The sequence below is a fragment of the Bradyrhizobium macuxiense genome, assembly GCF_007993935.1.
Taxonomy (GTDB): domain Bacteria; phylum Pseudomonadota; class Alphaproteobacteria; order Rhizobiales; family Xanthobacteraceae; genus Bradyrhizobium; species Bradyrhizobium macuxiense_A.
In genome coordinates, this window is record NZ_VITY01000008.1 from 353,849 (window position 1) to 378,456 (window position 24,608).

The window sequence follows — 24,608 nt, forward strand, 5'->3', positions numbered from 1 at the left end:
TTGCGATGTCCTGCTTCCGGATTGAAGGAAAGGCTGGTTCACCTTGCAACCAACCGTGCGACTGAAGACGCCTGGGGGCTCTCGCAACGACATCCTGACCGTCGGCACCCGCGACAAGGTCTATGAGGCGACCAAGCTTGGCGCTGTCTTCGACATGCTGGCCGGCGCCGGCGTCCCGGCCGACGCCATCCTGCGCGACACGAACATTCCATTGGCCGACGTCCATTCGCCACAGGCGCGGATCTCGCTGACGCAGCTGCTGACCGTGTGTCAGAACGCATTGCGCCTGTCGAAAGACCGTCATCTGCCCTATCGCATCGGCGCATCGATCCACGTCTCGACGTACGGAATGTACGGCTATGCGCTGCTGTGCTGCCCGGACTTCCGCAAGGCGATGGAATTTGCGATGCGCTACCACGCGCTCGCGGCACCGCTCGCGGCAATCGACTTCACCGAGGACAAGGCCCATGCGCGATGGACCATCGAGCCCAATCTGCACGCACTGACCGATTCCGCGCTCTATCGGTTCGTCGCCGAGATGCAGATCGGCATCCACATCTCGCTGATGCGCGACGTCATGGGGCCGGGCTTCGCCCCCACCGAAATCACGCTCGCCTATCCGCAAGGCTCAGACTTCGATCTTCCGCTCGATCATGTCGGATGCCCGGTGCGGTTCGATCAGCCGGCCAACCAGATCGTGTTCAAGGCGCAATGGCTGGATCGGAGCGCCGATCTCGGCAACAAGACGACGTATCCGACCATCGTGGCCTTGTGCGACGACTTACTGGGAGACTTGAAACTACGGACCGGGGTGGCCGGGAGAATCCGCGCCATCCTGCTTCGCGACATCGCAAATCCCCCGACTTTCGAGGCGATCGCGAAGCAGCTCGGCATGAACGACCGGTCGCTGCGGCGCCAGCTTCGTCAGCAGGGCTTTTCCTTCCGCGGGCTGCACGACGAGTTGCGCACCCAACTTGCGCTGAAATATCTCCGCAACACGACGCTGGCCAACGAAGATATCGCATTGGCACTCGGGTTCAGCGACGCGGCGAACTTCAGGCGCGCGTTCCACCGGTGGACCAACAAGGCACCGAGCGATATCCGCGGCGAATAACTGCCGGTCACGATCGCTCACTGCCTCGCTTGCGAGGATCCGACGCAGCTTCGGTTCTGATTGAGTCAGAACCGAAGCTCCGGATTCTTGCTTGACGCGCTTTCTTCACGCGAACCGGGGTCCACTTCGCTCGAAAACGCTCTAATAGGCGTAGGACGTCTTGCCCGGCTGCACGGTCAGCCGAAAGGCAACATCGGTCGAACCGTCCATCAGCTCGATGATGTGGTCGCACACCAGGCAGCGAAACTCGCCGGCGATGCCGCCCTTCGACGTCAATTCGATCCGGCGATAGCCGGCCTGGCAATGGGGGCACGTCACGTCAGATTTTCGCATGGAATCAGCAAACCGTTGCTCTCTCTATTTTCCATATGCCCATCGTCAGAAATGTGACGGCGTCACGATCTGTGAGAGATAGAAGTGACTTCGCGTAAAATTATCGATGGCTGTAAACCGGCGCCGCCGGGCGATAGGGAAACGCCGAGACCCCGAAGTTGCGGCCATATTGCTGCTGCACCGCCGGGACGTTGACCACACCGACCTTGAGATCCGACGATTTCGCGTCGATCGGCGGCGTGTTGGTCACGGGCGGATTGACCTGATCGACCTGCTTCTTCAAGCGCTCGTTGATGCAGCCGAGCGAGGCCGCATCGCCGCAACGCTCGGCCGGCGCGCCGCTGCCACCTCGTGTCGCAGCCCGGCCGGCGCCGCCATTGGTGTCGCGGTTGAGGTTGAGGGCCGGCGGCGGTGTGCCGACGACAATTTCCGGCAGCGGCGTGTGTTGCTGCGTCTGTGCTTCCGCCTGCATCGCCGTCAATCCGGCAACGGCGATCGCCAACATGATCACTTTCATCGGTGCTGCTCCTTGCAGAACCAGAGCTGTTTCAAACGATAGGAAGTCAGGGGCAGATATCAAGCGAGGATAGGCAACGCTGTGAACATGAGAGGCGCGGCCTTGCTATTTCCCTCCCCGGGCCTGGATCACAAGCGCGTTGAGCCGCGTGTTGAGCGCGACGAGATCGACGCGCCCGATGCGTCCGCCTCCGCCGAGGCACTTGCGGCCACATCCGCCGCCACCACCACCGCCGCGCCCGGGTTCACCGAACGTTGCGACCGGTACGGTTCCCGTCACCCGAAACCCGCGGGCAAACAGCCGGGCGCGCACCGCCACGCAATAATTCACCGACAGATAGGAGAAGCGGGTCTCGCCATGGCCGGCGCGGTACTTCATGACCGCGGTGCACAGGTCACCGCCGGCAAGACGCCACGCCTGTGCAAGGTACATGACACCGAAGTGAATGTTGTTTTCGGGAATGGCGAGTTCGGCGAGCGAGCCGGAGAAGCCGAGCATGCGCGCGGTCGAGGGCAGCAGCTGCATCAGCCCGATTTCACCGACGCCGCCGATCACGTCGGGATTGTAGCCGCTCTCTACCCCCATCACCGCCTCGGCGATCTCCGGCGCGAGCCCGCTTCCCGCCGCCTCCTTCTCGATCAGCGCGCGATAGCGCATGCGCGAATCCGACAGCGCGGGCTGGCTTGCCGGCGGAGGCAGGAATGTCTTCCCGCCGGCATCCTTCGGCGTATCCTTCATCGCATCCTTGGCCGGCGCGGCCGGCTTCGTCGGCTCGGCCGGCGGCTTTGCCGTGACATCGGCGGAAGGCTCGGCCTGGTCGACGGCGGCAAAGCGCGTGCTGAACGATGACGCCGGCGTCTCTCCTTCGGCATGAACCGGCTGCGCAAGACAAAGCGCGAGTGCAAATGCGCCGGCGACGCCGCCGCCCCGACGACGCGCAGGATCGATCAGCTTCCGCGTTCGGCGGAAGCTGATCGCCTTCATCGTGGGACCGTCGTCTTTCATCGGTCGCTTGCGGTCCTGATGGTCGCGCGTCGGCACGACTACTGGATGGTGGGAACTGCCTCGGCTTCCGCGGCGCGCTCAAGCGACGGCTGCTGGGCCGGCGCAGCGGGCTGCGGGGCGGCCGCAGTCGCGCCGTTGCGCACCGCGAGCTTCGGCAGCTCCTCGCGCAGATAGGCGATCAGCTCCTGAACCAGTCGGTCCCAGATCTCGATCTGCGCGCGGACAAAGTTCGGCGCCACCCCGCCGGCGACGGAGACATCGAGGCAGAACATCAGGAACGGTTGGCTGTACTGCAGCCGTCCGAACCGCCGCGTCGTGTTCCAGCGATTGACGAGGTCGAGCGGCAGCTCGCCCTGCACTTGAAGCGTGGTGACCAGCGTGGCGTCGACAAAGCTCTGTTCCTCGCCGACCAGCTGGTTTCCCGGCCGGATCTCGAAGCCAAGCCCCGCCGTCGCCGAGCGCAGATAGGTCGTGTTGGCGACCGGATCGGTCAGCGTTTCGACGCGATAGCCGACGCTCTGGAAGCTGTCGCGCAATCCTTCGATGGTGAGCCTGGTGATGGTCTCGGACATTGTGGTCTCCGTATTACTTCTTCGATGCGTCGAGCAGGCTCGACAGCGCAAGTTCGTTGAGGACGGGCGGATGCTGCTTCAGCAGCTCGGCGAGATAGGCTCGCCGCATCATGTTCGACCGCTCGGAGCGGATCTGCAGCACCAGCTGGTCGCGCACTTCCGGCAAGGTGCGGGTGTAGGACGCCTTGGTGTCGATCAGCTTGATGATGTGCCAGCCGTCGTCGAGCTTGATCGGCTCGGACACGCTGTTCTTGGCGAGCCCTATCACCTGGCTGCGGATCTCCGGACGGATCTGGGTCTCGGCAACCCATCCGAGGTCGCCGGCATCCTTGGCGGCGTTGTTGTCGCCGCGCGCGATCGCCGCGAAGTCGGCTCCCGGCGCCTTCAGCTTGCGCTGCACGTCGTCGAGTTCTTGCCTGGCCTTGTCCTCGGCGGCCTTGTCGCCCTCCTTCGGAGCGGCGATGAAGATCTGCGAGAGCTGGAATTGCCGCGGCATCAGGAATGCGGCGCGATTGGCCTCATAGACCTTTTGCAGATCGTCCTCGCTCGGGAAGTTCGCCGGCGGCGTCGACACCGATTGCAGATAGAGCTCGACCACCGCGCCCTCGCGGGCCCGCTCCAGCTGCGCCGCGATGGCCGGTTGCTGATCCCACTTCTTCGCCACCGCCTCTTGCAGCACGAGGCGGTTGGCAAGCAGCAGCCGGACCGCCTGGCTGAGCATGGCCGGATCCTTGGCGAGCGCAGCCTGCTCGCGCGGCGCAAGCGCTGCGACATAGCTGCGCAGATCGTCGGCCGAGATATTGGTCTCGCCGACGCGGGCGATGACATTCTCCGGAGCGGCGGCGGGCTTCGGCGCGGCCGCGACCGGAGCCGGCGCGGGCGTGGCGGCGGCTTGCGCCTGCGCCGCGGGCTGCGGCTGCGGTTTCCTGACCGGAGCCTGCGTAGTGCGCGGCGCGGGAGCCTGTGTCTGGACCTGCGCCGGTGCATCGATCGGCGCAACGAAGGTTGCGACGACGGCGGCGAGGCCGATCGAGCGAAGCGGCTTCACGAGAATGGCGGTCGTCATGGATTCACCTTCTGATCGAGGAACTTGTCCTGGCTTTCCTGCAGCTGGTTCTGGATTTCGACCCGGCGCTGCTGAATCATCGGCTCGCGCGACACCACGATCTCGCCGATGGTCAGGTCCTTGTAGCGCTGCACCATCTCCTTGCCGGCCTTGACCAGTTGGGTGTTCTTGGCGATGCAGCTCTTGGTGCTGGCCTTGTAGGCGGTGGCCTCGCCTTCGAACTTGGCGCGCTCGGCGTCCTTGGTGCGGGCGACGGTGGCCGCCTCCTCATAGGCCGACTTCCACTTCTCCAGTGTCTCATCGCGTTCGGCGAGCCGCTGATTGAACTCGTCGACCGCCTCGCGATGTTCCTTGTCGGCCTTCTTCAGCTGCGCCTTGAGGTCGTCGACCTCCTTCTTGGCCGCCGCCTTTTCGCGATCGGCGTCGGCGATCTTGGCTTGCATCGCCGTGCGCTGGTCTTCCAGCGCACGGGTCTGCGCCGTCGCGCTGCGCAGGGCCTCGCGCAGGCGGTCGGTCTCGGACTGGGCGAACGCGGTGCCGGAGCTCAGCGCTCCGACCACCATCATCAGGACAAAGAGTGCGATGCGCATGGTCAGAACTTCGCGTTGAGGTCGACTTGCAGGACGTCGACGGCATAGGGGCTGCCGGCGATGCTGTTGGCGCTCATCCAGCGCAAGGTCGCCCAGACATTCTCGCCGAGGCCGATATTGCCGCCGACGAAATAGCCCTTGAGGTTGGTGCCGCCGAGACCGAAGTCGGAGTCCGCGAAGGCATCGATGGTGGCGTCGGATTCCAGGTATTTGTAGCCGGCGTGGACGTTCCAATCCCAGAGATGCTTGATCTCCCTGTTGCCGACGGTGACACGACCGAGCCAGCCCTGATTGCCGCCGTTGAATGCGCCGGGCGTGGTGCCGCCATCCGGGCTCGGCCCGCGATTGTTCATCAGCACGCCGTAGGTTGCGGCCGCGGCGTTCATGGCAGAGCGGCTGAACGCCGTGTTGTTGACGTACTCGCCGTCGAGCACGATGTGGGTCGGATGGAAATGTCCGAGATCGAGCTGCCCGCTGACGACCACCGGGCGATACTGGCTGACCAGTCCGAAGTACTCGAACTGATTGATCTGGCCGCCATTGTTACCCGTCCCGATCGGATCGGCGATGATCTGACGCAGCGGGAAATAGGTGTTGCCCTTCTGCGCGAAGCCCGGCCGCGTCAGGTCAGTATCGCAGACGTCAGATGCCGACGAGACCCGGCAAGGGCTCGAGAACTGGCCCTGAACGTTGTCGAAATCGTAGAACGCGACGCCGAAGCGGAATGAGTATTCCGGGCTGAAGCGGGCGTTGAAACCGACCTGGCCTCCGAACAGCCATTTGTCGTGGCTCGGAAACTTGCTCGGCGGTGAATTCAGATTGTTCGGATCGACCGGCAGATTGTTGCCGGCGTTGAAATCGGTGTTGTAGATCGGGAACGCACCGCCCACCACGAACGGCGTGAAGCCTTCCCACACCTCGTGCTTGGCCTGAACGGCGAAGCCGTCGAAGCCGAGCTCCCGGTACCAGACGAGATCGGTCGGCGACCAGAATGGATTGTCGATACGGCCTGCGGAGATCCTGAGATCGTCGCCCCACGTCTGCCAGTTGATGTAGCCGCGGTCGAGCCAGACGCCATACTTCGAGAAGTTGCCCGCGCCTCCGCCAAGGGTCTGGTTGGTCGACACCGGCGAGCTGTTCTCGCCGGTCGCAATGCGCAGGCCGGCCGAGAACCCGTAAAGCAGATCCGCTTCCATGCCGAGCCGGCCGCGGAACCGGAACTGGTTGCGATCCTGCGTGGCGTCGTAGGTCGGCCCGAACGTGGTGCTCGAGATGTCATAGGGCGGGCCGGAATTGATCGCGTTGTAGTTGGCAGCACCGGCCTGGTCGTTGCCAGCAGGGAAATAATTGCCCTGATAGCGCACGCGCGCATCGCCGTAGAAGCGGATGCGTTGCGCCCATTCGGGATAGGTTCCGGGCGACGCCCAGTTTTCTTTCTGCGCCTTGGCCATCACCTCCTGCTTAATCTCTTCCCGTAACTGTCTTTTGACGACTTCGGGAACGTAGGTGACGTGCCTTGTGCCGGGCGGCTGCGCCGCCGCGGCGGCCGCGGTTGCGGCCTTGGTGGCGTCGTCGGCCTTGGCCGTGGCGTCCTTGGCGGCCTGGCGGGAGACATAGGCTTCGTCCTCGGCCTGCTTGATCAGCGCCTGGGCCTGCTCCTCCTTGAGGACGCCCTGCTGCACCAGCAGATTGACGAGGTTGACGGTGGCGTTCGACGATGTCGGCTTGGTGCTCGACACTTTCGGCTTCTTGACATCGGTCTTGGCATCGGTGCGCTTCGCCGCGGCGGCGGGAGCCTGGTCGGCAGCCTGGTCCGCGGTCTGGCCCACGGCCGGCGTTGCGCAGGCAAGCGCGCCCAGCGACACCGCAAGCGGCAACGCGCGCCATTCTGCGTGAGCTCGTTTCTTAAACATCAGTCCCCCAGTTCTCACTCGCACAATTGAAGTTCGCAGGTTGGTCGTTCGTAGGTTGGTCGTCGGTTGATCGTCAGCTCGGCCGCCGCGCGGTGACGCGTGTGACCACCGGCATCGGCATGTCCTTGGGCGGCGGCTCGCGCAGCGTGAGCTGGCCGATCACCTCGTTGCGGAGCGCCGCATCGACCTCCGGACTGCCGGACGACGGCGTCAGGACGACGCGGGTGATGTGGCCGGAGCCGTCCACCCACAGCCGCACCTGGATCTGCGTCGCCATGTTGCGCGTCTTCGGATTGGCGCGGATCGCGGCCTCGATCTGCGAGGTGATGATGGTGGCGTACCAGCCGAAGCGGCTGCCGCCTCCGCCGCCACCGCCATACGGGCTGCCGCCGGGCTTGCCGCCGAGATTGAACAGATCGCCGGGTCCGGTCGGCTTGGCGTCGAGCGACAGCGGACCGGGCGGCTCGTCGTTCTTGGCCTCCTTGGCCGGCTCGTCCTTCGGCTTGTCGACCGGCTTCTCTTCCTTGAACTCGGGCTCCGCCATCTTGGGCTGCTCGATCATCTTCTGCTCGGGCTGCGGCGGTGGCGGCGGAGGCGGAGGTGGCGGCGGCAGCGTCACATTGACGATGGTGAGATCGCGCACCTGGCGCGGCGGCGGCATATCGTCGTGGCCGAGGAAGAAATAGACGATGCCGCCAAGGAACAGCGCGATCACCGCCACAACAGCACCGTAACGCAGCAGCACACTGCGCTCGCCCTTCCGGGCGGCCGTGCTGTTGCGGGCGGGCGTCGGCGCCGCGGCAGGTGCGGGCGCCGCGGCTGCCTCGTGTTCATCGGCCGGCGGCGTTGCGCGCGCGGCCTGCGCGTTCTGGTCCCGCATCGGCGCGTTCATGGCGCGGCCTCCACCGAGGCGCGATCGCGCAACCTGTCATTGACGTACTGCGTGACGAAGCTCGCGAGCGCGCCGAAATCCGTGGTCTTCAGGATGACCTTGGTGTCGGGGCCTGCTTCGATCGCGGCGTGAAAGGTCTCGATCTCGCTCAAATAGTCCACATAGGCCGACGCATCGATCGAGAGGCGGGCCCACGGGCAGCGCGAGATCGTCAGCCACAATGGATCGTCGGCGGGCTCGCGGCCGGCGACGTACCGGCGCAACGCATCCGCGAGCTTGACCAGCAGCGCCTCGCCGTGAAGCGGAAATGCCACCACCTCGCCGCGCGGTTCCTCGCGCAAGTCCGCGGCGACCGGCGCCAGCGGGAGCCCTTCGCCGATACCGGCGCGGATCGACGCCTGCGACACCGGCTCGGCGCGCGTGACTTCCGCGGCACCGCAGCCGTGATCGCAACCTTGATCGGACGACCGCGTCATGCTGCTCAGCCACGACCGCAGCGTCCTGCGCTCGGTCAGTGGGAAGGGTGCTGGCTTGGTGATCATGGCGTCGCTTCCGGCCGGCTCACTTCACGAGCGGCTTGGTGGCAAGACCGACCTGGCTCAGGCCGATGCGGCTGAGCAGGTCGAACACATCCATCACGCTCTGATACTGCGCCTGCGCGTCGCCGCGCAGCACCACGGGAAATTCCGGCGTCAGCGCCTTCTGCTGCACCAGCCGCTGCTCGAGCTCGGGCAGCGTGACCGGGATCGTGTCGAGGAAGATCTTGCCGTCATTGGCGACCGTGATCGCCTTGGTGGTCTGGGTCGCAAGGCTTGGCGCTGCCGAGGCCTTCGGCAGATTGACCTTCTGCCCCTGCACGGTCGCGGTCGTCATGATGATGAAGATCACCAGCAGCACGTAGGCGAGGTCCAACATCGGCGTGATGTTGATGTCGTCATAGGGCTTGGAATCGGCCTGGATCTGCATCGCCGTTACTCCGCGGCGATGCGGTGTTCGATCGGGTCCGGCCGGTCGGCGGAATAGAATTCCGCCATCTTGGTCACGAACTCGTCGACGAAGACCTGAATGTCGTTGGTCAGGTCCTTGATCCGGGAGATCAGGTAGTTGTAGCCGAACAGCGCCGGGATCGCGACGCCGAGACCGGCGACGGTTGCCACCAGCGCCGCGGCGATGCCGGGTGCGATCGCGTTGACGTTGACGTCGCCGCTCGCCGCGATCGCCGCGAAGGTGATCATGACGCCGACCACGGTGCCGAGCAGGCCGAGGAACGGACCGCCGGAGATCGCGATGGTCAGCACCACCATCAGGCGGTTGAGCCGCTGCATCTCCTTGACGACGCCGCTATCGAGCGCCGCGCGGATCGCCGCGATCGAGACTGCCGACAGCACCGGAGCGCGCTGCGAGTTGCTGAAGCGATGACGGATTTCCGCGGCGCCGATGTGGTAGATGCGGTAGAGCGAGGACGAGCGCATCATCTTGGCGTCGGCTTCGGTGAGGCGTCCGCCCAGCGTCGAGACGTCGTCGGCGTCGCCGCGATCCAGCATGGTGAGATCGGCGGCGATCTCGCGGAAGCCCTTCATGAACTGGGCATTCGCCCTGGCCTGCTTGTTGAGATACGAGGCCTTGTCGATCATCACCACCCAGCTGATCGCGGCCATGATCAGAAGAATGCCGATCACCACCCAGCCGTCGAGCGTCACCGACTTCAGGATCACCGCGAAGTAGCCGGACAGCCAGCTTGCGGTCTCTTCATCGACGCTGAAGGCCATCAGCTTGGCCTGGTCCGGCCCCTGCCCGATCGCCATCACCTTGATGAGCCCGGCGGGCCGCGCGACCTTGCTGATCTGCAGCTCGTCGATGTCGCCGACAAAGCCGGCCATTGCGGCAGCCGGCGCCGGTGCCGGCGTTGCCGCCGCATCCGGCGTCGCCGCAGGCGCGGCGCCACCGTCCGCAGCCGACGCATCAGGGGGCACTGACGGTGTTGCTGCGGACGGGGCCGTCGCAGGCGCGATCGGAGAAGCGGAGGTCGACGAATCCCCTCCGATCAGGCCAACAGTATTGAGAGCCGGCAGGCTCGCGCTGAGCGCGGCGTAGGATGCGCCGTCGAGATAGAGCGTGACCTGGCCGTTTGCCGCAACCACGGCGACGTGATGCCAGCTGCCGGCCGCGACCGGCGCTCCGGCGGTCGAGCGCTGCACGGCGCCCGCCTTGGTGACTTCAACGAACGGGCTGCCATTGTCGACACCGATCACCAGCGCGTTGGCGCCATCACGCCGGCTGAACAGCGCAGCATTCGGCTGCAGCGCGGCCGGCTTGATCCAGGCCGACCAGGTCAGCGCGGCGCCATCAGGCGATGCGAGCGACGGCGAGGCCGGCACGGTCACCGGCGCGCGGCCGTCGAGCCGCAGCCCGGTTCCGATCAGCGAGCCATCCGCCGGCTGGCCGACGCTTTGCGCGTTGTTGGCCCAAACCGAGGAATCGATCGCCGGCGTGCCGCGCTCGTTGAAGTGATAGACCGTCAGGGTGTCCGGATCGTAGGTTCCCTTGGGGTCGCTGGTCGCGAGCGCTTTCTTGTTGCCGTAATAGAGCCAGATATCGGTCCGCGCGCCCGGTGCGATGTTCGGCACCGCAACCCAGACCAAGCCTTCGCCGAGCAGCGAGTCGAACTTCTCGATGTGATGCTTCAGCGGCGTCTTGTCGTCACCGGCGACGAATCGCAGATCGCTGCCGTCGTCCTTCGCCGCGCTGAAGCGGAAATTGCCGACATGCAGCCGCACCAGCACCGGCGTCGCCCCGATCGGATCGGTGACGTTGGCGCCCGACGCGCTGACGTCGACCGTGATCTTCTTGCGCAGCGACCATTCGTCGTTCCACCAGGCATTTGCCGGTGCGAGCGTCGTCAGCAGGGCGACGAGCCCGAACAACAATGCCGTCGCGACGTTCGCAATACCTCGGCGCAGCGCCGGCCGGCGCGTGCGTCGCTCGAGAGTAAGATCCATCCCCATCAGAATTCACCCCAGATTCGGAAGTTCACGCGCGGACTATTGGCGTGCGTGTATGCTTGAGTAACGCCCGGCACCGAAAACGCGACCATGCCGTTGAAATATTCGAGCGTCTTGAATCGCGTGCCGACGCCGTAGCTCCATGCGACGAATGACGACTCCTGCCCCGGAAGCGGCTGCTGAATCGACGCGTACCCGCCGTCCATGAACGTGAAGAAGCGCCAATCGTTGAAGGTGACGAAGCGCGGCTTGCCGTCGCCGGTTTCGCTCTTGAGCTCGCCTTGCAGCATGCTGCCGACATTGGGCGTGCGCAGCTCGAAATTGGCGACCGCACCGTTGTCGCCGAGCACCTCAGACTCGAGGTAGCCGCGAACGGTATCGAGACCGCCGAGGCTGAACTGCTCGCTCGAGACCAGCGGACCGTCGGCGATCTGCCCCTGCACCTTGCCGTAGAGCTGGAAACCTTCCGGCAGCTCCTGGGTATGCGAGACGTCGAGGTTGAGGTGGGTGAAGCTCGGCGAAGCCTTGAAGCGTTTCGCGTCGAACTCGTCCCACGGGCTGCTCAGCGTCCGGATGTTGTAGGTGACGCCGGCATTGAACTGCGTCGTGAACTTCTCTTCCTGGAACGTCGCGCCATAGCTCGCGACGACAGGATAATAAGTGACCGGCGACGAGAAGCCGTCGGTGCCGAGCTTCACGGTCTGGTCGAAATGCTTGTAGTCGACGCCGACCGACAGCGTGTGGAACAGGCCTTCGCGCGTCGGCAGGGTGATCACGGCTCGCTCGCCGATGATCATGCCCGGACCGACCACGTTGGTGCCGCCGATGGTCGCGACATTGCTGTTCGACTTGACGCCGTAGAACAGCAGATTGAGCCAATCGGCGTTCGGGATCCGCGCCATGTAGGAGCCGGAGAACACCTCGGCATCGCTCGGACGTTCCGGCGCAACCTGATAGGTGAAGCTCAAGGAATGACCGAGCTGCCACAGATTGTCATAGTGCACGGTGGCGGAGACGCGGCTCGCCGTGGTCGACGGCGATTGCCGATTGTTGGCTTCGAGGCTGGCGTGGAACGGCGCCTTGTCCTCGACGTTGAGGTCGACGTCGACGGTGCCCGGCGCCACGCCGGCACGCAGCGCCGGGGTGACGCGGCGATCCGGCCACTGGTTGAGCGACACGATGTCCTTGGTGACATCGGTGAAATTCGGAACGCTGCCTTCCTTCAGCGAAGGCGCACTGTCCTTGATCCGGTCGAGATCGAAATAGCGCGAGTTCTTCACCCGCAGCCGCCCGACCTTCAGTTCGGTCACCTTGAGGGTGACCACGCCGCCGGTGACGTTCTGCTGCGGGACCGCGACGCTGACTGTCTGGAAACCCTTGTCGTGATACGCCTTCTCCAGCGCGGCCCGCGCCTTCTCGACGTCTTCCGAAGTCTTGCCCGGACCGAGGAACGGGTAGATCGCCTCCTCGATCTCGACCTGCGGCAGCTTTTCGGCGCCCTGTACGGCAAAGTCGTCGATGTCGAAGCGCTGCAGCGGCGCCGGCGGCTTTTGCGCCGGCGCATTCGCCTGGGCCGGCCGCTTGCCCGCTGCCGGCGCGGCGGCAGCAGAATCCTTCGCTGCTTCCTTCGCCGCATGCGCCGGAGCGACGGCTGTTACGGAGCCAGCCACGGTGAGTGCCGCAGCCGACACAAGCAACCCGACCCGACATCGCGGACGATGCCCAGAAACCCAATGATGTCTTCGACTACGCACAGACGTCCCACTTAGTTCGCGCAGACGCGCGCCATCGCGACTGGAAGGCCGCGATGACGACGCCTTACTCAGAAGACGTCTGGGCGAACGCAAACCCGCAAAAGAATCTGCGGCGTCGCGGAATAAATTTTTGGTTTGTTAGGAAGTCGAGCGGCGCTGCGTCGATTCGTTCGACTTTAGTCAGCTCATCAGCACCACACCGCCAGGCAGCGATGTGATCCGCGCGCCGAACAGCTGCTCGACCTGCGCGACGAAATTGTCGAGCTTGTCGACCTGGAATGTGCCGTTGACGAGCCGGCGCTTCAGTTCCGCGTTGGTGATGATGATCTTTCCGGCCCGGTACCGGTTCACCTCGTCGACGACGCTCGCCAGCGGCCGGTCGCGGAAGATCAACAATCCGGTCTGCCAGGCCGCGACCTGCTTGGCGTCGACCGGAAGCGATGCCTGCAAACCCGCGCGCGAGTAGCTGACCTGTTCGGCCTTGCGGAGCTGCACGGAGTGGCCGTCTTGCTCGACGGTGACGATGCCGTCGAGGCACGTCACCGAAACGACGCCATCGAGGCAGCGCGCGTTGAAATCGGCCTGCAGCGCACTGATACGTCCGTCCCGCGCCAGCATCACCAGCGGCGTCGACGACGACCTTCGCGCGACCACCGAGGCCTCGCCCGAAATCAGTTCGACCCGCGTCTCGTTCGGCGCGGGCCGTAGCGCCAGGCTGGTCTGGGTGTTCAATTCAACCGAAATGTCGGGCGCCAGCATCACCTTGCGCTGTTCGCCCTTTCCGGTCCGGTAGTCAGCCGAGAGCTCGTCGATCGACGGCCACATGTCGAGTGGCGGACGGATCATCATGTAGCCGGCCGCAGCCGCAATCGCGCCACCGAGCACGATGCGGCGCGTCAACAGGCGCGACGACCGGGGCGGCAACGCCACGACCGAAGCGGTTGCGGCCTGTTCTTCGGCAAGCTCCTTCGCCGCGACGCCGGCGCTGCGAAACAGCCGGGCCGCCCTCCTGAACGCATCCTCGTGGTCAGGACTTTGCGCGCGCCAGCGTTGCAAAGCATCGACGTCGGCGCGTGTCGGCGCACCGGCTTTCAGCCGAACAACCCAGTCAAGCGCCTCATCCAGCAACGGATCGGGCCCGGAAGTGCGGGTCGGCTCGGTCACGACGGATCGCTCATCACCCTGCTCGCCAAACCTCAACCTCCACGCGTCGAGCACATAGCGAAGGTCGCTATATAGACGATTCCGACGGCAGCAGGGCACCGCAATCGGCTGTTGCGCACAACGCAGGCAGAAACATCCGGCAATCGCAGCTCGCGCAGCATCGCGCACGACATGGCAGCGCGGCGACTGCCTGCCGGACCGATCGGGTCTGAACCTGTTTTCAAGCGGCTCAACACTTCCAGCGAACCTTTCCCAGGCACCCAAACGGTCCTTATGCGATCGCTCTCTACTCTATAGACGACGGAAAGCCTGCTATCCCGCAGAACAGAGGTCGAAAATCCTGCAGCTTGTGACCCCTGACTTCTGGTCAAGCGATTGCAGGCGTTGGAAATAGTTCCGCGCAATAAATTTCGACGGCGCGTTGCGCGTTGACTGCGCGCGTCACGGCCGCGGCGAATTCGATCACGAACGGGGACGAGGACCGCCGAGACGACGGATCAAAGTATAGTCGAGGCAATGGGCGCAGTGGCTCAAGGCCAGCTTCAAATCGCTTTCCACCGTTCGCACGCTGACGCCGAGACGGGTCGCCACATCGTGCGGCGTCCGTCCCTCGATCGTAATACTATAAAGTACATCGCGCGGCCGCTCCGGCAATTCGGCCAACGCCCGCTTGAAGGCATCAATATCGGATCGCGCCTCGACGATTCTCGCCGGGCCTGGTCCGTCGTCACTCACATCAAGCAATGAATCGATTTCGGCCGCGCTGACGCGGAGATTCTGCGCCTTCTGGCGATCCCGCGCGATGTTGATCGCGATGCGGAATATATAGTCGGCGGGGCTGCGGATCGGCACTGCGTCCGTGACCCGCTCCAGCCGCAGGAATGTCTCGTGCAGGGCCTCGTACGCGAAGTCCGACGATCCCAGACGGCGGGTCAATTTCTTGACGAGCCCGTCGTAATTGTCTGCCAGCTGGCCCCGCAGCCGCACTCGATTGATTTCAGCCACGTTTCGCGGCCTCCCAGACACCAGCCTGATATCCAGATTGCATTGTTCTTGAAGCTGCCAATCTCGTAACGGCCTGGCACAACACATTTATGACGGCAACAAGTCGACACCGAACGACACGCAAGCTGGTGCACCGCGGTCACATCCAAACAATGAACCGGCGCAGCAGGCCGACGGTGCCGCGATCGGATCAGGCCGGGTCGAACACCAGGGTGATCTGGATATTGAGCCGGTCGGGCAGCGCCGACGGGATCGACGGCAGCGGCTGCGCCCGCCGGATCGCGTCGACGGCCGCCTTGTCGAGCACGGCCTGTCCAGAACTGGTCTTGACCCAGACTTCAAGCAGCGTGCCGTTCCGCTGCATGGAGAACAGCGTCTCGACCGCCCCGTGCAGCCGCCCGAGCCGCGCCGCATTCGGATAGCGCTGGTAGCGCGCGACATGACGAAGCAGCGTCTGCTGAAACTTCACCGCGACACTGTTGGGCGGCGCATCGGCAGGCGACGGCGTCGGACGCAGGCTCGGCACGGCCGGCTCCGCCGGCATCGGCTCCCGCGCCGGGGCCGCGGTCAGATTGTCGATCGGCGGATCCGAGCTCTCCAGCGACACCTCGGTCCGGCTCGCGAGCGTCGCGGTTTGCGGCTGCGACACCGGAGCAACCGGGATCGGCGCGGGCGATGGGCTCGGCAGCAGCCGAACCTGGACGATCGAGCTCTGCTCCCGGCTTGCCGGCCCAGCCGGCGGTTGCAGCCGGATCCAGTAGATTCCTCCGACGAACAGCAGCGTCGCGATGGCCGGCACCAGCAGCAGGCGCAGGATCTCACCCGAAGTCCACGCGTTCGGATCCTCGGGATGGAACAGCAGCGTCATCGGCCTCATGCCGCGCGCGCCGCCGGGTCCGCTGGTGTCGTTGGCGCTCATTGGAACGATTTCACCCGGATCGCGATCCGCACCGGCTGCGAGGCGTTCGCGGGGGTCGTTCGGCTGACGGTCAGTCCTTGCAGCGCCGCGGTCACGGCTGCATCGCGGTTCTGATCGCCGGTCGAGCGCAACAGCTGGGTTCGCTGGATCGTGCGCGAGGGATCGATCCACAGATCGACAACGAGCTGATAGCTGCCGCCGCGCGACCCGATATTCTTCTGCAACGCCTTTTGAATGTCGAACTGCAGGCTCTCGCTGTAGTCGCGCAGCGCGCCGGCGTCGTTGCCGTCGCTGCTCGCCCGCACCTGCAGCGTGCCGAGCGACAGATCCGCGGTCGCAAGCGGGCTCGCCGGCGGATGGTCGGTGCGCACGCTGCGCGACGCGAGGGTGATGGCATCCGGACGAATATACTGGACCTTCAGGTCGGTTCCCGTCAGCAGCAGGTTCAGTGCATCCTCCGGCGTGAGGCTGCCTTCGACCGACGTCGACTTCCGGCCGGTTGCAGAATTGCTCTCATAGAGCACCTGCACGCCGGTTCGCTCGCCATAGGCCTGGAGCGCGCCGGCAAGCTGCTGGGCTGGGATGTTGAACTCGATCGGCGCCGATGCGGCAACCGTCACGTGCTGCTGCGCGGCAACCGCGCAGATGCTGCCGATCAGCAGCGCGGCACAAATCCCGAACAGATACCGCGGCGTTGCGGAGGCCCCCGGAGCGTTGGCGCTGATCGAAGCGCCCGCGCGTGCACCATATGATCCAACTGCCGTCATAACCTTGCTTCGGCCCAAAGTGACCGCGGGTGAAATTCGGCCAGCATGTCTGTGCGGGTTAGGCTTCCGGCCAGCGAACCTGCGTTCTTTATATCTGGAATGTGACGGCCGTCTAACCGGCAATCCGGCCGGCAGGCTGCCGGAAATTTGTGCTGACCTTTCAGCGTGAAAAGTTCCCGAGCATCGCAGCAGCGGCGCCGAGCTCGGGGCGAGCGGTGCGGCGCGACAAAAAAACGAGCGAGCGCTCTCTCAGAAAATTTGCTCATCCCCCTTTTCCGAACGCCGGTTCGTGGGCTAGGAATTAGGCAAGGGCGTAAAAGCCCAGCCTGGACCGGCAACAAAATGAAATGGTCCGGGAACATAGCCAGGGAGGCAACGTGGGTCTCGCGCGTCAGCGGCCGGGGACGAATGCGTTCGCTATGGACGTGCTTTGCGCACGCATCCTCGAACGGCATCGGGATTCCGTTCGAGTCCAGAAACCGCATCTCGCCGTTCCGAACCTCACGCGCATCATCGGCGCCACGCTGACGCTTTCCAACAAGCACGGCTTTCACGCCACCACGCTGCGCCAGCTCGCGGAAGCCTCCGGCCTCAGCATGGGCGGCCTCTACACCTATTTCGACAGCAAGCCGACGCTGCTGTCGATGATCCTCGGCGAGGTCGCCGAGACGGTGGCGGAGGTCCTCAACCAACCGCCCGCCGACGTCAAGCAGGATGCGCGCAAGCATCTGCACTGGATCATCGCCACCCATGTCCGCATGAGCGAGGCGATGCAGCCCTGGTTCGTGTTCTGCTTCATGGAAGCGAAGTCGTTTCCGCCCGCGGAGCGCCAGCGTGCCATCGAGATGGAGGTGATGACCGAGAAGATCATCGCCGGCGTCCTCAAGCAGGGCGTCGCCAGCGGCGCGTTCGCGATCGATCAGGTCACGCTGACCGCCTCGCTGATCAAGCCGCTGCTGCAGGACTGGTACGTCAAGCGCGCGAAATACCGCCGGCGCGGCACCTCGATCGAAACCTACATCAACGCCGTCAGCACGTTCGCCGACGCCGCGGTCGCCGGCAAGACGCGGCCCGGCCGCATCGCGACCGGCTCGCGCAGCAAATCCAGGCAGACGGCGCACCCATAGCCCTAGGGAAGGACGAGGCAATGAAGCGATTGCGATTCAATCAACAGGAGATCGTCTTCGCCGTCTTTGCCGTGCTGTTCCTGGCGTTCTCGATTTTCCTGCGCGGCTTCCTCACGCCCGAGAACATGCTGACGCTGCTGCAGAACGTCGCGGTGCTCGGCATCCTCGGGCTCGCCATGGCGATCGTCGTGATCGGCCGCGGCATCGACATCTCGCTGATCGCAGCCCTCGCGGTCCCTCCGGGGCTGGTGCTGCAGATGGTGCAGAACGGCCACTCGCTGCCGGCCTCGCTGCTGACCGCCGTGCTGCTCACGATCGCCTTCGGTCTGGTCAATGGCTGGCTGATTGCCTATGCCGAGGTCCCTTCGCTGTTTGCGACACTGGCAACCGGCCTGCTGCTCGCCGGCCTCGGGCAGGCCGCGCTGTTTCAGCTCGACGTCGTGCAGTGGAGTGACGGCATGAAGGGCTTCGAGCGGCTCGGACAGGGCACCATCCTCGGCATCCCGACCTCGATCGTGATGTTCGCGATCGCCTGCGTGGTGGTCGCCTTCCTACTGCGCCAGACGCGCTGGGGCGCCTATATCTACGCGATCGGCGACAATCCCTACGCGGCTCGCGTCACCGGCATCCCGTCACGCCCGATCATCGTGCTGCAATATGTCGTCGCGGCGCTGATCGGCTGCTTTGCGGGCCTGGTGATGGCAGCGTCCGTCAACTCGATGCCGACCCGCGTCTTCAATTCGACCCTGATCTACGACGTCATCCTCGTCGTGGTGCTCGGCGGCATCGGCCTGTCGGGCGGCCGCGGCGGCGTGCTCAACGTCATCATCGGCACGCTGCTGATCGGCACCATGCTGAACGGCATGACCATCATGGACATCTCCTACGCCGGACAAAACCTCGTCAAGGGTGTCGTCCTGCTGCTCGCCGTCATCACGGATTCATTCCTGAATCCGCGCAACGAAGAAACGGCACAGCAGGGCGACATCTGAACCAAGTCCAAGAACGATCAATCACGACCAAGGAGGAAGCAATGAAATACGCTGTCAGGACTGCAAAGGTGATCGCCGCAGCGCTCGGCCTCGCGGCCATCGCCGCACCGGCTCTGGCCCAGCAGGGCCTGGACGAGCCGTTCCAGAAGCCGTTCAAGGAGTCGCTCGCCGGCAAGACGGTGGCCTACGTTCCGGTCGCCATGAACTTCGACCTCACCGAAGGCTGGTACGCCGGCATGAAGAAGGAGCTCGAGCCGTTCGGCGTCAAGTTCGAGATCCGCGATCCCAACTGGAACACCAATGCCGGCGCGCAGGCGGTGACCTCGCTGATCTCGGAGAAGCCGGCCGTGATGGTGATCCACAATCCGGACGTGCAGACCTACGCCAAGCTGCTGCAACGCGCCGAGAACGAAGGCATCTACGTGATCCAGATCAACATGGGATCAGCCTATCGCTCTTCGGCCTTCGTCGGCGCCAACTGGATCGAGATCGGCGAGAAGGACACCGAAGCCGTGGTCAAGGCCTGCCAGGGCAAGTCGAACAAGATCGCCGTCGTGCAGGGCGCGCTCTCGGCGGCCGCCAGCGCCTACACGCTCAAGGGCGTCGAGAACGTGCTCGCCAAGCATCCGGAGATCAAGGTGGTCTCGAGCCAGGCCGCCGACTGGGATGCCGCGAAAGCCAAGGCGATTACCCAGACGGTGCTGAAGCAGAATCCTGATCTCTGCGGCATCGTCGGCTTCTGGGACGGCATGGATATCGGCACCGCGGCCGCAGTGAAGGAAGCCGGCCTGACCGGCAAGGTGTTCGTCGCCACCTCCGGCGGCGGCGAGCGCAAGGGCGCCTGCGAACTCGTCAAGTCCGGCGCCTTCGACCTCAACTTGAGCTACGACGTGCCGACCCAGGCCGCACAGATGGCCGGCACCATCAAATGGCTGCTGTCGTCGGGCGCCAAGGCCGGCTCGATCAAGGGTTCGGAGTACACCACGCTGATTCCGATCACCAAGGAGAATGCGGACAGCCAGACCGCGTGCTGGAATCTCAGTGACCTGAAGAAATAACCCGGCCACTCCGCTTGACGTCCCGGGCGCCCCCCGGGACGTCAATCTCAGAAAATCGAAGCCTTGCTGGAATGCCGATGCGCGACACCTTGACGAGCCTGCGTTACCGCTACTGGCCGGATCATCTCCTCGGCGAGATCCTGTCCAAGCGTTGGACCGAGACCGCAATTCCGGTGATCCTGCTCCTGATCGTCGGCTTCGCGCTCAGCCGCTCCATCGATCATTTCCTGTCGCCGTCGAGCCTTGCCGATACCGCACGGCAGGCCGGCGAGATCGGCTTCATCGGGCTCGGCATGGCGTTGGTCGTCATCGTCGGCGGCATCGATCTGTCGGTCGGCTCGATCTTCGCGCTGACGGATTTCTGCGCGCTCTATCTGCTCGACGTGCTGAACTGGCCGGTGCCGGCGGTTGTCGTGGCCACCCTTGCCTGCGGCGCGCTGCTCGGCGCCGTCAACGGCGTTCTGATCGGATACTTGCGGCTACGCGCCTTCATCACCACGCTGATCACCCTGATCATCTACCGCTCGGCGTTCGATCTGTTGATCCAGCGCTACTCCAACTCGATCGCCGCGGCGTTTCCCGACATCCCGTCCTGGAATTTCATCGGCGGCGGCGACGTGTTCGGCATTCCGAGCGTCGCCTTGGTCTATATCGCGATCGCGATCTTCGGCCATATCTTCATGACCCGGCTGCGCCCGGGCTGGCACATCACCGCGATCGGCGGCTCGCGCCGCTCGGCCTATAATTCCGGCATTCCGGTTCGCCGTACCATCGCGCTGTGCTATGTCGCCAGCGGTGCGCTGACCAGCATCGCCGCGCTGTTCTTTGCCGCGCGCCTCGGCACCGTCGGCGGCGACATCGGTGTCGGCCTCGAGGTGATCGTGCTGACCGCGACCGTGCTCGGCGGCATCACGCTCGGCGGCGGCAAGGGCTCGGTCGCCAAATCGCTGGTCGGCGTGCTGATCGTGCTTCTCATCACCAACGGCCTGACCACGCTGAACGCGCGCGGCGGCATCAACCGGATGGCGCTCGCGGGCATCCTGCTCGTGGCCGCCATGGTCGACATCCGCTGGCAGAAGAACCGCACCCGCATCATCAGCAAGGTCTATGTCGCGCCGACCTATCACGCGTTGCCGCCGCCGCCGGCCACCGAGATCGGCCGGGGCGGCCCGTTCGAGCAGAACGACAAGCTGCGCGACGTCGAACTGATCGGGCTCGGCCGCATCGAGGCGCCGGAGGACGTGATCCTCGATCGCCACAACAATCTCTACGCCGGCTCGCGCCATGGCGACATCATGCGCTTCTTCGCCCCCGACTATCAGCGGATGGAGGTGTTCGCCCATATCGGCGGCCAGCCGCTTGGCATGGCCTTCGACCGCCAGGACAATCTCTATGTCTGCATCGGCGGCATGGGCCTCTACCGCATCAAGCCCGATGGCACCGTCGAGAAGGCGACCGACGAGACCAACCGCAGCATGCATTCGGTGAACGACGACAGCCGACTGCGGCTGGCCGACGACCTCGACATCACCGACGACGGCCTGATCTTCTTCTCGGAAGCAACCGTCCGGTACGAGATGGATGAATGGCCGATCGACGGCCTCGAGGCGCGCGGCAACGGCCGCATCATCTGCTACGACACCAAGACCGGTGCCACGCATACCGCGCTGCGCGGCCTCAAATTCCCCAACGGCATCTGCGTCGCCAGCGACGGCCGATCGATCCTGTTCGCCGAAACCTTCGGCTGCTCGATCAAGCGGCTGTGGTTCGCGGGGCCGAAGAAGGGCCAGGTCGAGGTGGTGATGGACAATCTGCCGGGCTATCCCGACAACATCAATCTCGCCTCCGACGGCAATTACTGGCTGGCGCTGGTCGGCATGCGCAGCCCCTCGCTCGACCTTGCCTGGAAGATGCCGGGCTTCCGCCGCCGCATGGCCAAGCGCGTGCCGGTCGACGAATGGCTATTCCCGAACATCAACACCGGCTGCGTCGTCAAGTTCAACGAGCAGGGCAAGATCCTCGAATCGTTCTGGGACCTGCGCGGCGAGAACCATCCGATGATCACCTCGATGCGCGAGCATCGCGGCTATCTTTATCTCGGCGGCATCATGAACAACCGGATCGGCCGCTACAAGCTGGAGAACGCCGACCCGAACTTCGTGCAGTACGACAAGCGCTGGGGGAAGGCGTCGTGATCGCGGCCGTCAGGGAATTCGCCAACCGCTTTCTCGGCCGTGGCGAGGCCACCATCACCGTGCCGTCGTTCGACGGCGCGCTCAAGCCAAATCAAAAGCTTGAAGCCGCGACCACCTTGCTGGAATGCGAGGCGCCCGAGGACCTCGCAACCGACGGCCGCAACCTTTATGTCGCCGACGGCCGGCGCCTGCTGCGGCTCGACGGCAGCACAGCTGTCGAGCTGCGCAGCTTCGAGCAGCCGATCTCGGCGCTCTGCGCGCTTGCCGACGGCGGCATCGCGGTCGCGCTTGGCGGCCGCGAGGTGCGCCTCTACGCCAATCCCGTCTCCGGCGAGCCGAGCGTGACATTCAGCGACGCTGCCTTCAATGCGATCAACGCGCTGGCGTCGGCGGGTGACGGGACCTTGATCGCCACCGACGGCTCGGCGACCTGCGGCGTCGACGATTGGGCGCGCGACCTGATGGAGCTGAATCGAAGCGGCCGTGTGTTCCGGCTCGATCCCAAGACCCGATCGGTGAAGCCGCTGGCCGCAAAGCTCGGCTACGCCTTCGGCGCCTGCGCGCGCGGCGATGGCGTGCTGGTCAGCGAGAGCTGGCGGCATCGTCTCGTCCTCGTCACGGATGGCAAGGCGCCGCAGATCGTGCTGGGCCACCTGCCGGTCTATCCGTCGCGGCTGTCGAAGGCCGCGGGCGGCGGCTATTGGCTCACCGCGTTCACCGCCCGCACCCAGTTGATCGAATTCGTGCTGCGCGAGCCGGCGTACCGGCGCCGCATGATGGCCGAGATCGACCCGGCCTATTGGGTGGCGCCGCGGCTGCGCTCGGGCTTCTCGTTCAAGGAGCCGATGCAGGGCGCGCACATCAAGACGATGGGCGTCATCAAGCCATGGGCGCCGCCGCGCTCCTACGGCCTCGTGATCCGGCTCGGCGAAGACGGCAAGCCGCTCTATTCGCTGCACAGCCGGGTCGACGGCATCAACCACGGCGTCGTCGCGGCGCTCGAGCTCGGCGGCGACCTCGTGCTGATCGCCAAGGGACCGGGCCGCGTGCTGAAACTGGCCCTCGCAGGGCTTGCCGAGGAGGTCGGCTCATGAGCGACACCGTGCTGTCCCTGCGCAAGGCCACCAAGCTCTACGCCGGCGTGCCCGCCATCGAAGGCGTCGACTTCGACCTTCGCCGCGGCGAGATCCACGCGCTGGTCGGCGAGAACGGCGCCGGCAAATCGACGCTGACCAAGGTGATGGCCGGCGTCGTGACATTGACCTCGGGCAGCATGACGGTCGACGGCTCCGACGTCGCGCCGCGCACGCCGCTCGAGGCGCGCAATCTCGGCATCGCCATGGTGTTCCAGGAGAACAGCCTGGTGCCGACCATGACGGTCGCGCAGAATCTGTTTCTCGGGCAGGAGAAATTCTACAACCGGCTGCGCGGCATCTACATCGCCGCCCAGCAATTCCTGCAATCACTCAATTTCGACGTGACACCGACCGCGACCGTGAGCGGGCTCGGCGCCGCCAAGAAGCAGATGGTGGAAATCGCCCGCGCCGTCCTGCACAAGGCCAAGGTCATCATTTTCGACGAGCCGACCGCATCGCTGACACCGGAGGAGAAGAAGTACTTCTTCGACCTGGTCCGCGACCTCAAGAAGCGCGGCGTCTCGATCGTCTTCATCTCACACGCGCTGGAAGAGGCCCTGCTGCTCGCGGACCGGATCACCGTGCTGCGCGACGGCAAGCACGTCATCACCGATGACGCGGCGAAATTCGACCGCGCCGCGATCGTGCAGGCGATGGTGGGCCGCGACCTCTCGAACACGCTGTACGGCGCGCGGAAGGCCAGCGTCCGGCCGGCCGGCGCCCGCGTGCTCACGGTGCAGAATCTGAAGATGGCGCCGATGGTGAAGAACAATTCGCTGTCGGTGTTTGCCGGCCAGATCACCGGAGTGTTCGGCCTGGTCGGCGCGGGCCGCACCGAGACCTTCAAGATCGTATCCGGCGTCTTGAAGCGCGACTTCTTCCACGGCGGCGAGATCCTGCTGCATGACAAGCCGGTGCGCTACCGGGTTCCGGCGCCGGCCGTCAAGGCCGGCATCGCCTATGTGACCGAGGATCGCAAGGTCGAGGGCTTCTTCGAGACCGCCTCGATTGCCCGCAACATCTATCTCGGCCTGCTGTCGAAGTTTCCCGGCGGGCGGATGATGCTGTCGCGGCGCGAGACCAACACAGTGGGCAAGAGCTGGATCCAGCGGCTCAAGGTCCGCGCCATCGGCGACGAGGCCAAGGTGGTCGAGCTGTCAGGCGGCAACCAGCAGAAGGTGGTGATCGCGAAATCCCTGGTGCAGGAGCCCGAGCTGATCATCTTCGACGAGCCGACACGCGGCGTCGACGTCGGCGCCATCGTCGAGATCCACGAGCTGATCAACCAGCTCGCCGACGAGGGCAAGGCGGTGGTGGTGATCTCGTCCTATTTGCCCGAGATCATGGCGCTCTCCGACCGCATCCTGGTCTCGCGCCAGGGCAAGGTGGTCGAGGAATTCTCCGCGCTCGAAGCCACCGAGGAGAAGATCATGTACGCGGCGATCCATTGATCATCGGGCGCTCCACCGGCCGGTAGACCAGCCAGG

General features: G+C 64.9%; 23 protein-coding genes. 7 read left to right on the forward strand and 16 right to left on the reverse strand.

The window, feature by feature from the left end; all coding sequences use genetic code 11:
• The first annotated feature begins 55 nt into the window (after positions 1-55).
• Positions 56-1,114, forward strand: a complete 1,059-nt coding sequence (locus tag FBZ93_RS22690; protein WP_146988613.1) for an AraC family transcriptional regulator — start codon at positions 56-58, stop codon at positions 1,112-1,114.
• A gap of 141 nt (positions 1,115-1,255) precedes the next feature.
• Here FBZ93_RS22690 and FBZ93_RS22695 read toward each other — a convergent pair whose 3' ends face one another.
• The 16 genes from FBZ93_RS22695 to FBZ93_RS22770 form a co-directional block, all read right to left on the reverse strand.
• Positions 1,256-1,432: an MJ0042-type zinc finger domain-containing protein gene (locus FBZ93_RS22695; RefSeq protein ID WP_349643263.1), complete on the reverse strand. Its 177-nt coding sequence runs from the start codon at positions 1,430-1,432 to the stop codon at positions 1,256-1,258.
• A 115-nt stretch (positions 1,433-1,547) separates the two neighbouring features.
• Positions 1,548-1,964 carry a hypothetical protein gene (locus tag FBZ93_RS41365; RefSeq protein ID WP_246667599.1) on the reverse strand — a complete coding sequence of 139 codons (417 nt, stop codon included), beginning with the start codon at positions 1,962-1,964 and terminating at the stop codon, positions 1,548-1,550.
• 105 nt (positions 1,965-2,069) lie between these two features.
• Entirely contained in the window at positions 2,070-2,969 is a 900-nt protein-coding gene (locus tag FBZ93_RS22705) for a lytic transglycosylase domain-containing protein (protein ID WP_349643264.1), read from the reverse strand.
• A gap of 38 nt (positions 2,970-3,007) precedes the next feature.
• Positions 3,008-3,541 carry a YbjN domain-containing protein gene (locus FBZ93_RS22710; protein WP_146988617.1) on the reverse strand — a complete coding sequence of 178 codons (534 nt, stop codon included), beginning with the start codon at positions 3,539-3,541 and terminating at the stop codon, positions 3,008-3,010.
• Positions 3,542-3,554: 13 nt separating this feature from the next.
• On the reverse strand, positions 3,555-4,607 hold the full coding sequence (locus FBZ93_RS22715; RefSeq protein WP_146988619.1) for a peptidylprolyl isomerase: 1,053 nt from the start codon (positions 4,605-4,607) through the stop codon (positions 3,555-3,557).
• Complete coding sequence (locus tag FBZ93_RS22720; protein ID WP_074131824.1) at positions 4,604-5,197, reverse strand: hypothetical protein; 594 nt, start codon at positions 5,195-5,197, stop codon at positions 4,604-4,606. The genes FBZ93_RS22715 and FBZ93_RS22720 overlap by 4 nt, the downstream gene beginning before the upstream one ends.
• 2 nt (positions 5,198-5,199) lie before the next feature.
• Complete coding sequence (locus FBZ93_RS22725; protein ID WP_146988621.1) at positions 5,200-7,110, reverse strand: putative porin; 1,911 nt, start codon at positions 7,108-7,110, stop codon at positions 5,200-5,202.
• A gap of 73 nt (positions 7,111-7,183) precedes the next feature.
• On the reverse strand, positions 7,184-8,002 hold the full coding sequence (locus FBZ93_RS22730; protein ID WP_246667600.1) for a TonB C-terminal domain-containing protein: 819 nt from the start codon (positions 8,000-8,002) through the stop codon (positions 7,184-7,186).
• Positions 7,999-8,544 (reverse strand): hypothetical protein, encoded by a 546-nt coding sequence (locus FBZ93_RS22735; RefSeq protein ID WP_246667601.1) that lies wholly within the window; start codon positions 8,542-8,544, stop codon positions 7,999-8,001. Before FBZ93_RS22735 ends, FBZ93_RS22730 begins: the two co-directional genes overlap by 4 nt.
• A gap of 19 nt (positions 8,545-8,563) precedes the next feature.
• Positions 8,564-8,968: an ExbD/TolR family protein gene (locus FBZ93_RS22740; RefSeq protein WP_024578845.1), complete on the reverse strand. Its 405-nt coding sequence runs from the start codon at positions 8,966-8,968 to the stop codon at positions 8,564-8,566.
• A gap of 5 nt (positions 8,969-8,973) precedes the next feature.
• On the reverse strand, positions 8,974-11,001 hold the full coding sequence (locus tag FBZ93_RS22745; protein ID WP_146988776.1) for a DUF2341 domain-containing protein: 2,028 nt from the start codon (positions 10,999-11,001) through the stop codon (positions 8,974-8,976).
• Positions 11,002-11,006: 5 nt separating this feature from the next.
• Positions 11,007-12,674 (reverse strand): ShlB/FhaC/HecB family hemolysin secretion/activation protein, encoded by a 1,668-nt coding sequence (locus tag FBZ93_RS22750; protein ID WP_246667602.1) that lies wholly within the window; start codon positions 12,672-12,674, stop codon positions 11,007-11,009.
• A 264-nt stretch (positions 12,675-12,938) separates the two neighbouring features.
• Positions 12,939-13,922, reverse strand: a complete 984-nt coding sequence (locus tag FBZ93_RS22755; RefSeq protein ID WP_146988625.1) for a FecR family protein — start codon at positions 13,920-13,922, stop codon at positions 12,939-12,941.
• 462 nt (positions 13,923-14,384) lie between these two features.
• Positions 14,385-14,927, reverse strand: a complete 543-nt coding sequence (locus FBZ93_RS22760) for an RNA polymerase sigma factor (protein WP_146988627.1) — start codon at positions 14,925-14,927, stop codon at positions 14,385-14,387.
• A gap of 190 nt (positions 14,928-15,117) precedes the next feature.
• Entirely contained in the window at positions 15,118-15,846 is a 729-nt protein-coding gene (locus FBZ93_RS22765; RefSeq protein WP_146988629.1) for an energy transducer TonB family protein, read from the reverse strand.
• The gene (locus FBZ93_RS22770) at positions 15,843-16,613 is read right to left on the reverse strand and encodes an STN domain-containing protein (RefSeq protein WP_146988631.1); all 771 of its coding nucleotides are present in this window, start codon (positions 16,611-16,613) and stop codon (positions 15,843-15,845) included. The genes FBZ93_RS22765 and FBZ93_RS22770 overlap by 4 nt, the downstream gene beginning before the upstream one ends.
• Positions 16,614-17,032: 419 nt before the next feature.
• Between FBZ93_RS22770 and FBZ93_RS22775 the strand changes: the two genes are divergently transcribed.
• The 6 genes from FBZ93_RS22775 to FBZ93_RS22800 all read left to right on the forward strand — a co-directional run bounded on the left by FBZ93_RS22775 (position 17,033) and on the right by FBZ93_RS22800 (position 24,572).
• Complete coding sequence (locus tag FBZ93_RS22775; protein ID WP_167529170.1) at positions 17,033-17,740, forward strand: TetR/AcrR family transcriptional regulator; 708 nt, start codon at positions 17,033-17,035, stop codon at positions 17,738-17,740.
• Between the two features lie 20 nt (positions 17,741-17,760).
• Positions 17,761-18,732, forward strand: a complete 972-nt coding sequence (locus FBZ93_RS22780) for an ABC transporter permease (RefSeq protein ID WP_074126794.1) — start codon at positions 17,761-17,763, stop codon at positions 18,730-18,732.
• 41 nt (positions 18,733-18,773) lie between these two features.
• Positions 18,774-19,790: a sugar ABC transporter substrate-binding protein gene (locus tag FBZ93_RS22785; RefSeq protein ID WP_074126795.1), complete on the forward strand. Its 1,017-nt coding sequence runs from the start codon at positions 18,774-18,776 to the stop codon at positions 19,788-19,790.
• A 71-nt stretch (positions 19,791-19,861) separates the two neighbouring features.
• Positions 19,862-21,985, forward strand: a complete 2,124-nt coding sequence (locus tag FBZ93_RS22790) for an ABC transporter permease (protein WP_146988635.1) — start codon at positions 19,862-19,864, stop codon at positions 21,983-21,985.
• Positions 21,982-23,079 carry a hypothetical protein gene (locus FBZ93_RS22795; protein WP_167529171.1) on the forward strand — a complete coding sequence of 366 codons (1,098 nt, stop codon included), beginning with the start codon at positions 21,982-21,984 and terminating at the stop codon, positions 23,077-23,079. The genes FBZ93_RS22790 and FBZ93_RS22795 overlap by 4 nt, the downstream gene beginning before the upstream one ends.
• The gene (locus FBZ93_RS22800) at positions 23,076-24,572 is read left to right on the forward strand and encodes a sugar ABC transporter ATP-binding protein (RefSeq protein ID WP_146988637.1); all 1,497 of its coding nucleotides are present in this window, start codon (positions 23,076-23,078) and stop codon (positions 24,570-24,572) included. The genes FBZ93_RS22795 and FBZ93_RS22800 overlap by 4 nt, the downstream gene beginning before the upstream one ends.
• Positions 24,573-24,608: the final 36 nt, after the last annotated feature.

Bases quoted from the DNA above. Each gene is read 5' to 3' on its own strand.
- FBZ93_RS41365 (WP_246667599.1), bottom strand. From the start codon at position 1,964: ATGAAAGTGATCATGTTGGCGATCGCCGTTGCCGGATTGACGGCGATG.
- FBZ93_RS22705 (WP_349643264.1), bottom strand. From the start codon at position 2,969: ATGAAAGACGACGGTCCCACGATGAAGGCGATCAGCTTCCGCCGAACG.
- FBZ93_RS22710 (WP_146988617.1), bottom strand. From the start codon at position 3,541: ATGTCCGAGACCATCACCAGGCTCACCATCGAAGGATTGCGCGACAGC.
- FBZ93_RS22715 (WP_146988619.1), bottom strand. From the start codon at position 4,607: ATGACGACCGCCATTCTCGTGAAGCCGCTTCGCTCGATCGGCCTCGCC.
- FBZ93_RS22720 (WP_074131824.1), bottom strand. From the start codon at position 5,197: ATGCGCATCGCACTCTTTGTCCTGATGATGGTGGTCGGAGCGCTGAGC.
- FBZ93_RS22725 (WP_146988621.1), bottom strand. From the start codon at position 7,110: ATGTTTAAGAAACGAGCTCACGCAGAATGGCGCGCGTTGCCGCTTGCG.
- FBZ93_RS22730 (WP_246667600.1), bottom strand. From the start codon at position 8,002: ATGAACGCGCCGATGCGGGACCAGAACGCGCAGGCCGCGCGCGCAACG.
- FBZ93_RS22735 (WP_246667601.1), bottom strand. From the start codon at position 8,544: ATGATCACCAAGCCAGCACCCTTCCCACTGACCGAGCGCAGGACGCTG.
- FBZ93_RS22740 (WP_024578845.1), bottom strand. From the start codon at position 8,968: ATGCAGATCCAGGCCGATTCCAAGCCCTATGACGACATCAACATCACG.
- FBZ93_RS22745 (WP_146988776.1), bottom strand. From the start codon at position 11,001: ATGGATCTTACTCTCGAGCGACGCACGCGCCGGCCGGCGCTGCGCCGA.
- FBZ93_RS22765 (WP_146988629.1), bottom strand. From the start codon at position 15,846: ATGAGCGCCAACGACACCAGCGGACCCGGCGGCGCGCGCGGCATGAGG.
- FBZ93_RS22770 (WP_146988631.1), bottom strand. From the start codon at position 16,613: ATGACGGCAGTTGGATCATATGGTGCACGCGCGGGCGCTTCGATCAGC.
- FBZ93_RS22775 (WP_167529170.1), top strand. From the start codon at position 17,033: ATGGACGTGCTTTGCGCACGCATCCTCGAACGGCATCGGGATTCCGTT.
- FBZ93_RS22780 (WP_074126794.1), top strand. From the start codon at position 17,761: ATGAAGCGATTGCGATTCAATCAACAGGAGATCGTCTTCGCCGTCTTT.
- FBZ93_RS22785 (WP_074126795.1), top strand. From the start codon at position 18,774: ATGAAATACGCTGTCAGGACTGCAAAGGTGATCGCCGCAGCGCTCGGC.
- FBZ93_RS22790 (WP_146988635.1), top strand. From the start codon at position 19,862: ATGCCGATGCGCGACACCTTGACGAGCCTGCGTTACCGCTACTGGCCG.
- FBZ93_RS22800 (WP_146988637.1), top strand. From the start codon at position 23,076: ATGAGCGACACCGTGCTGTCCCTGCGCAAGGCCACCAAGCTCTACGCC.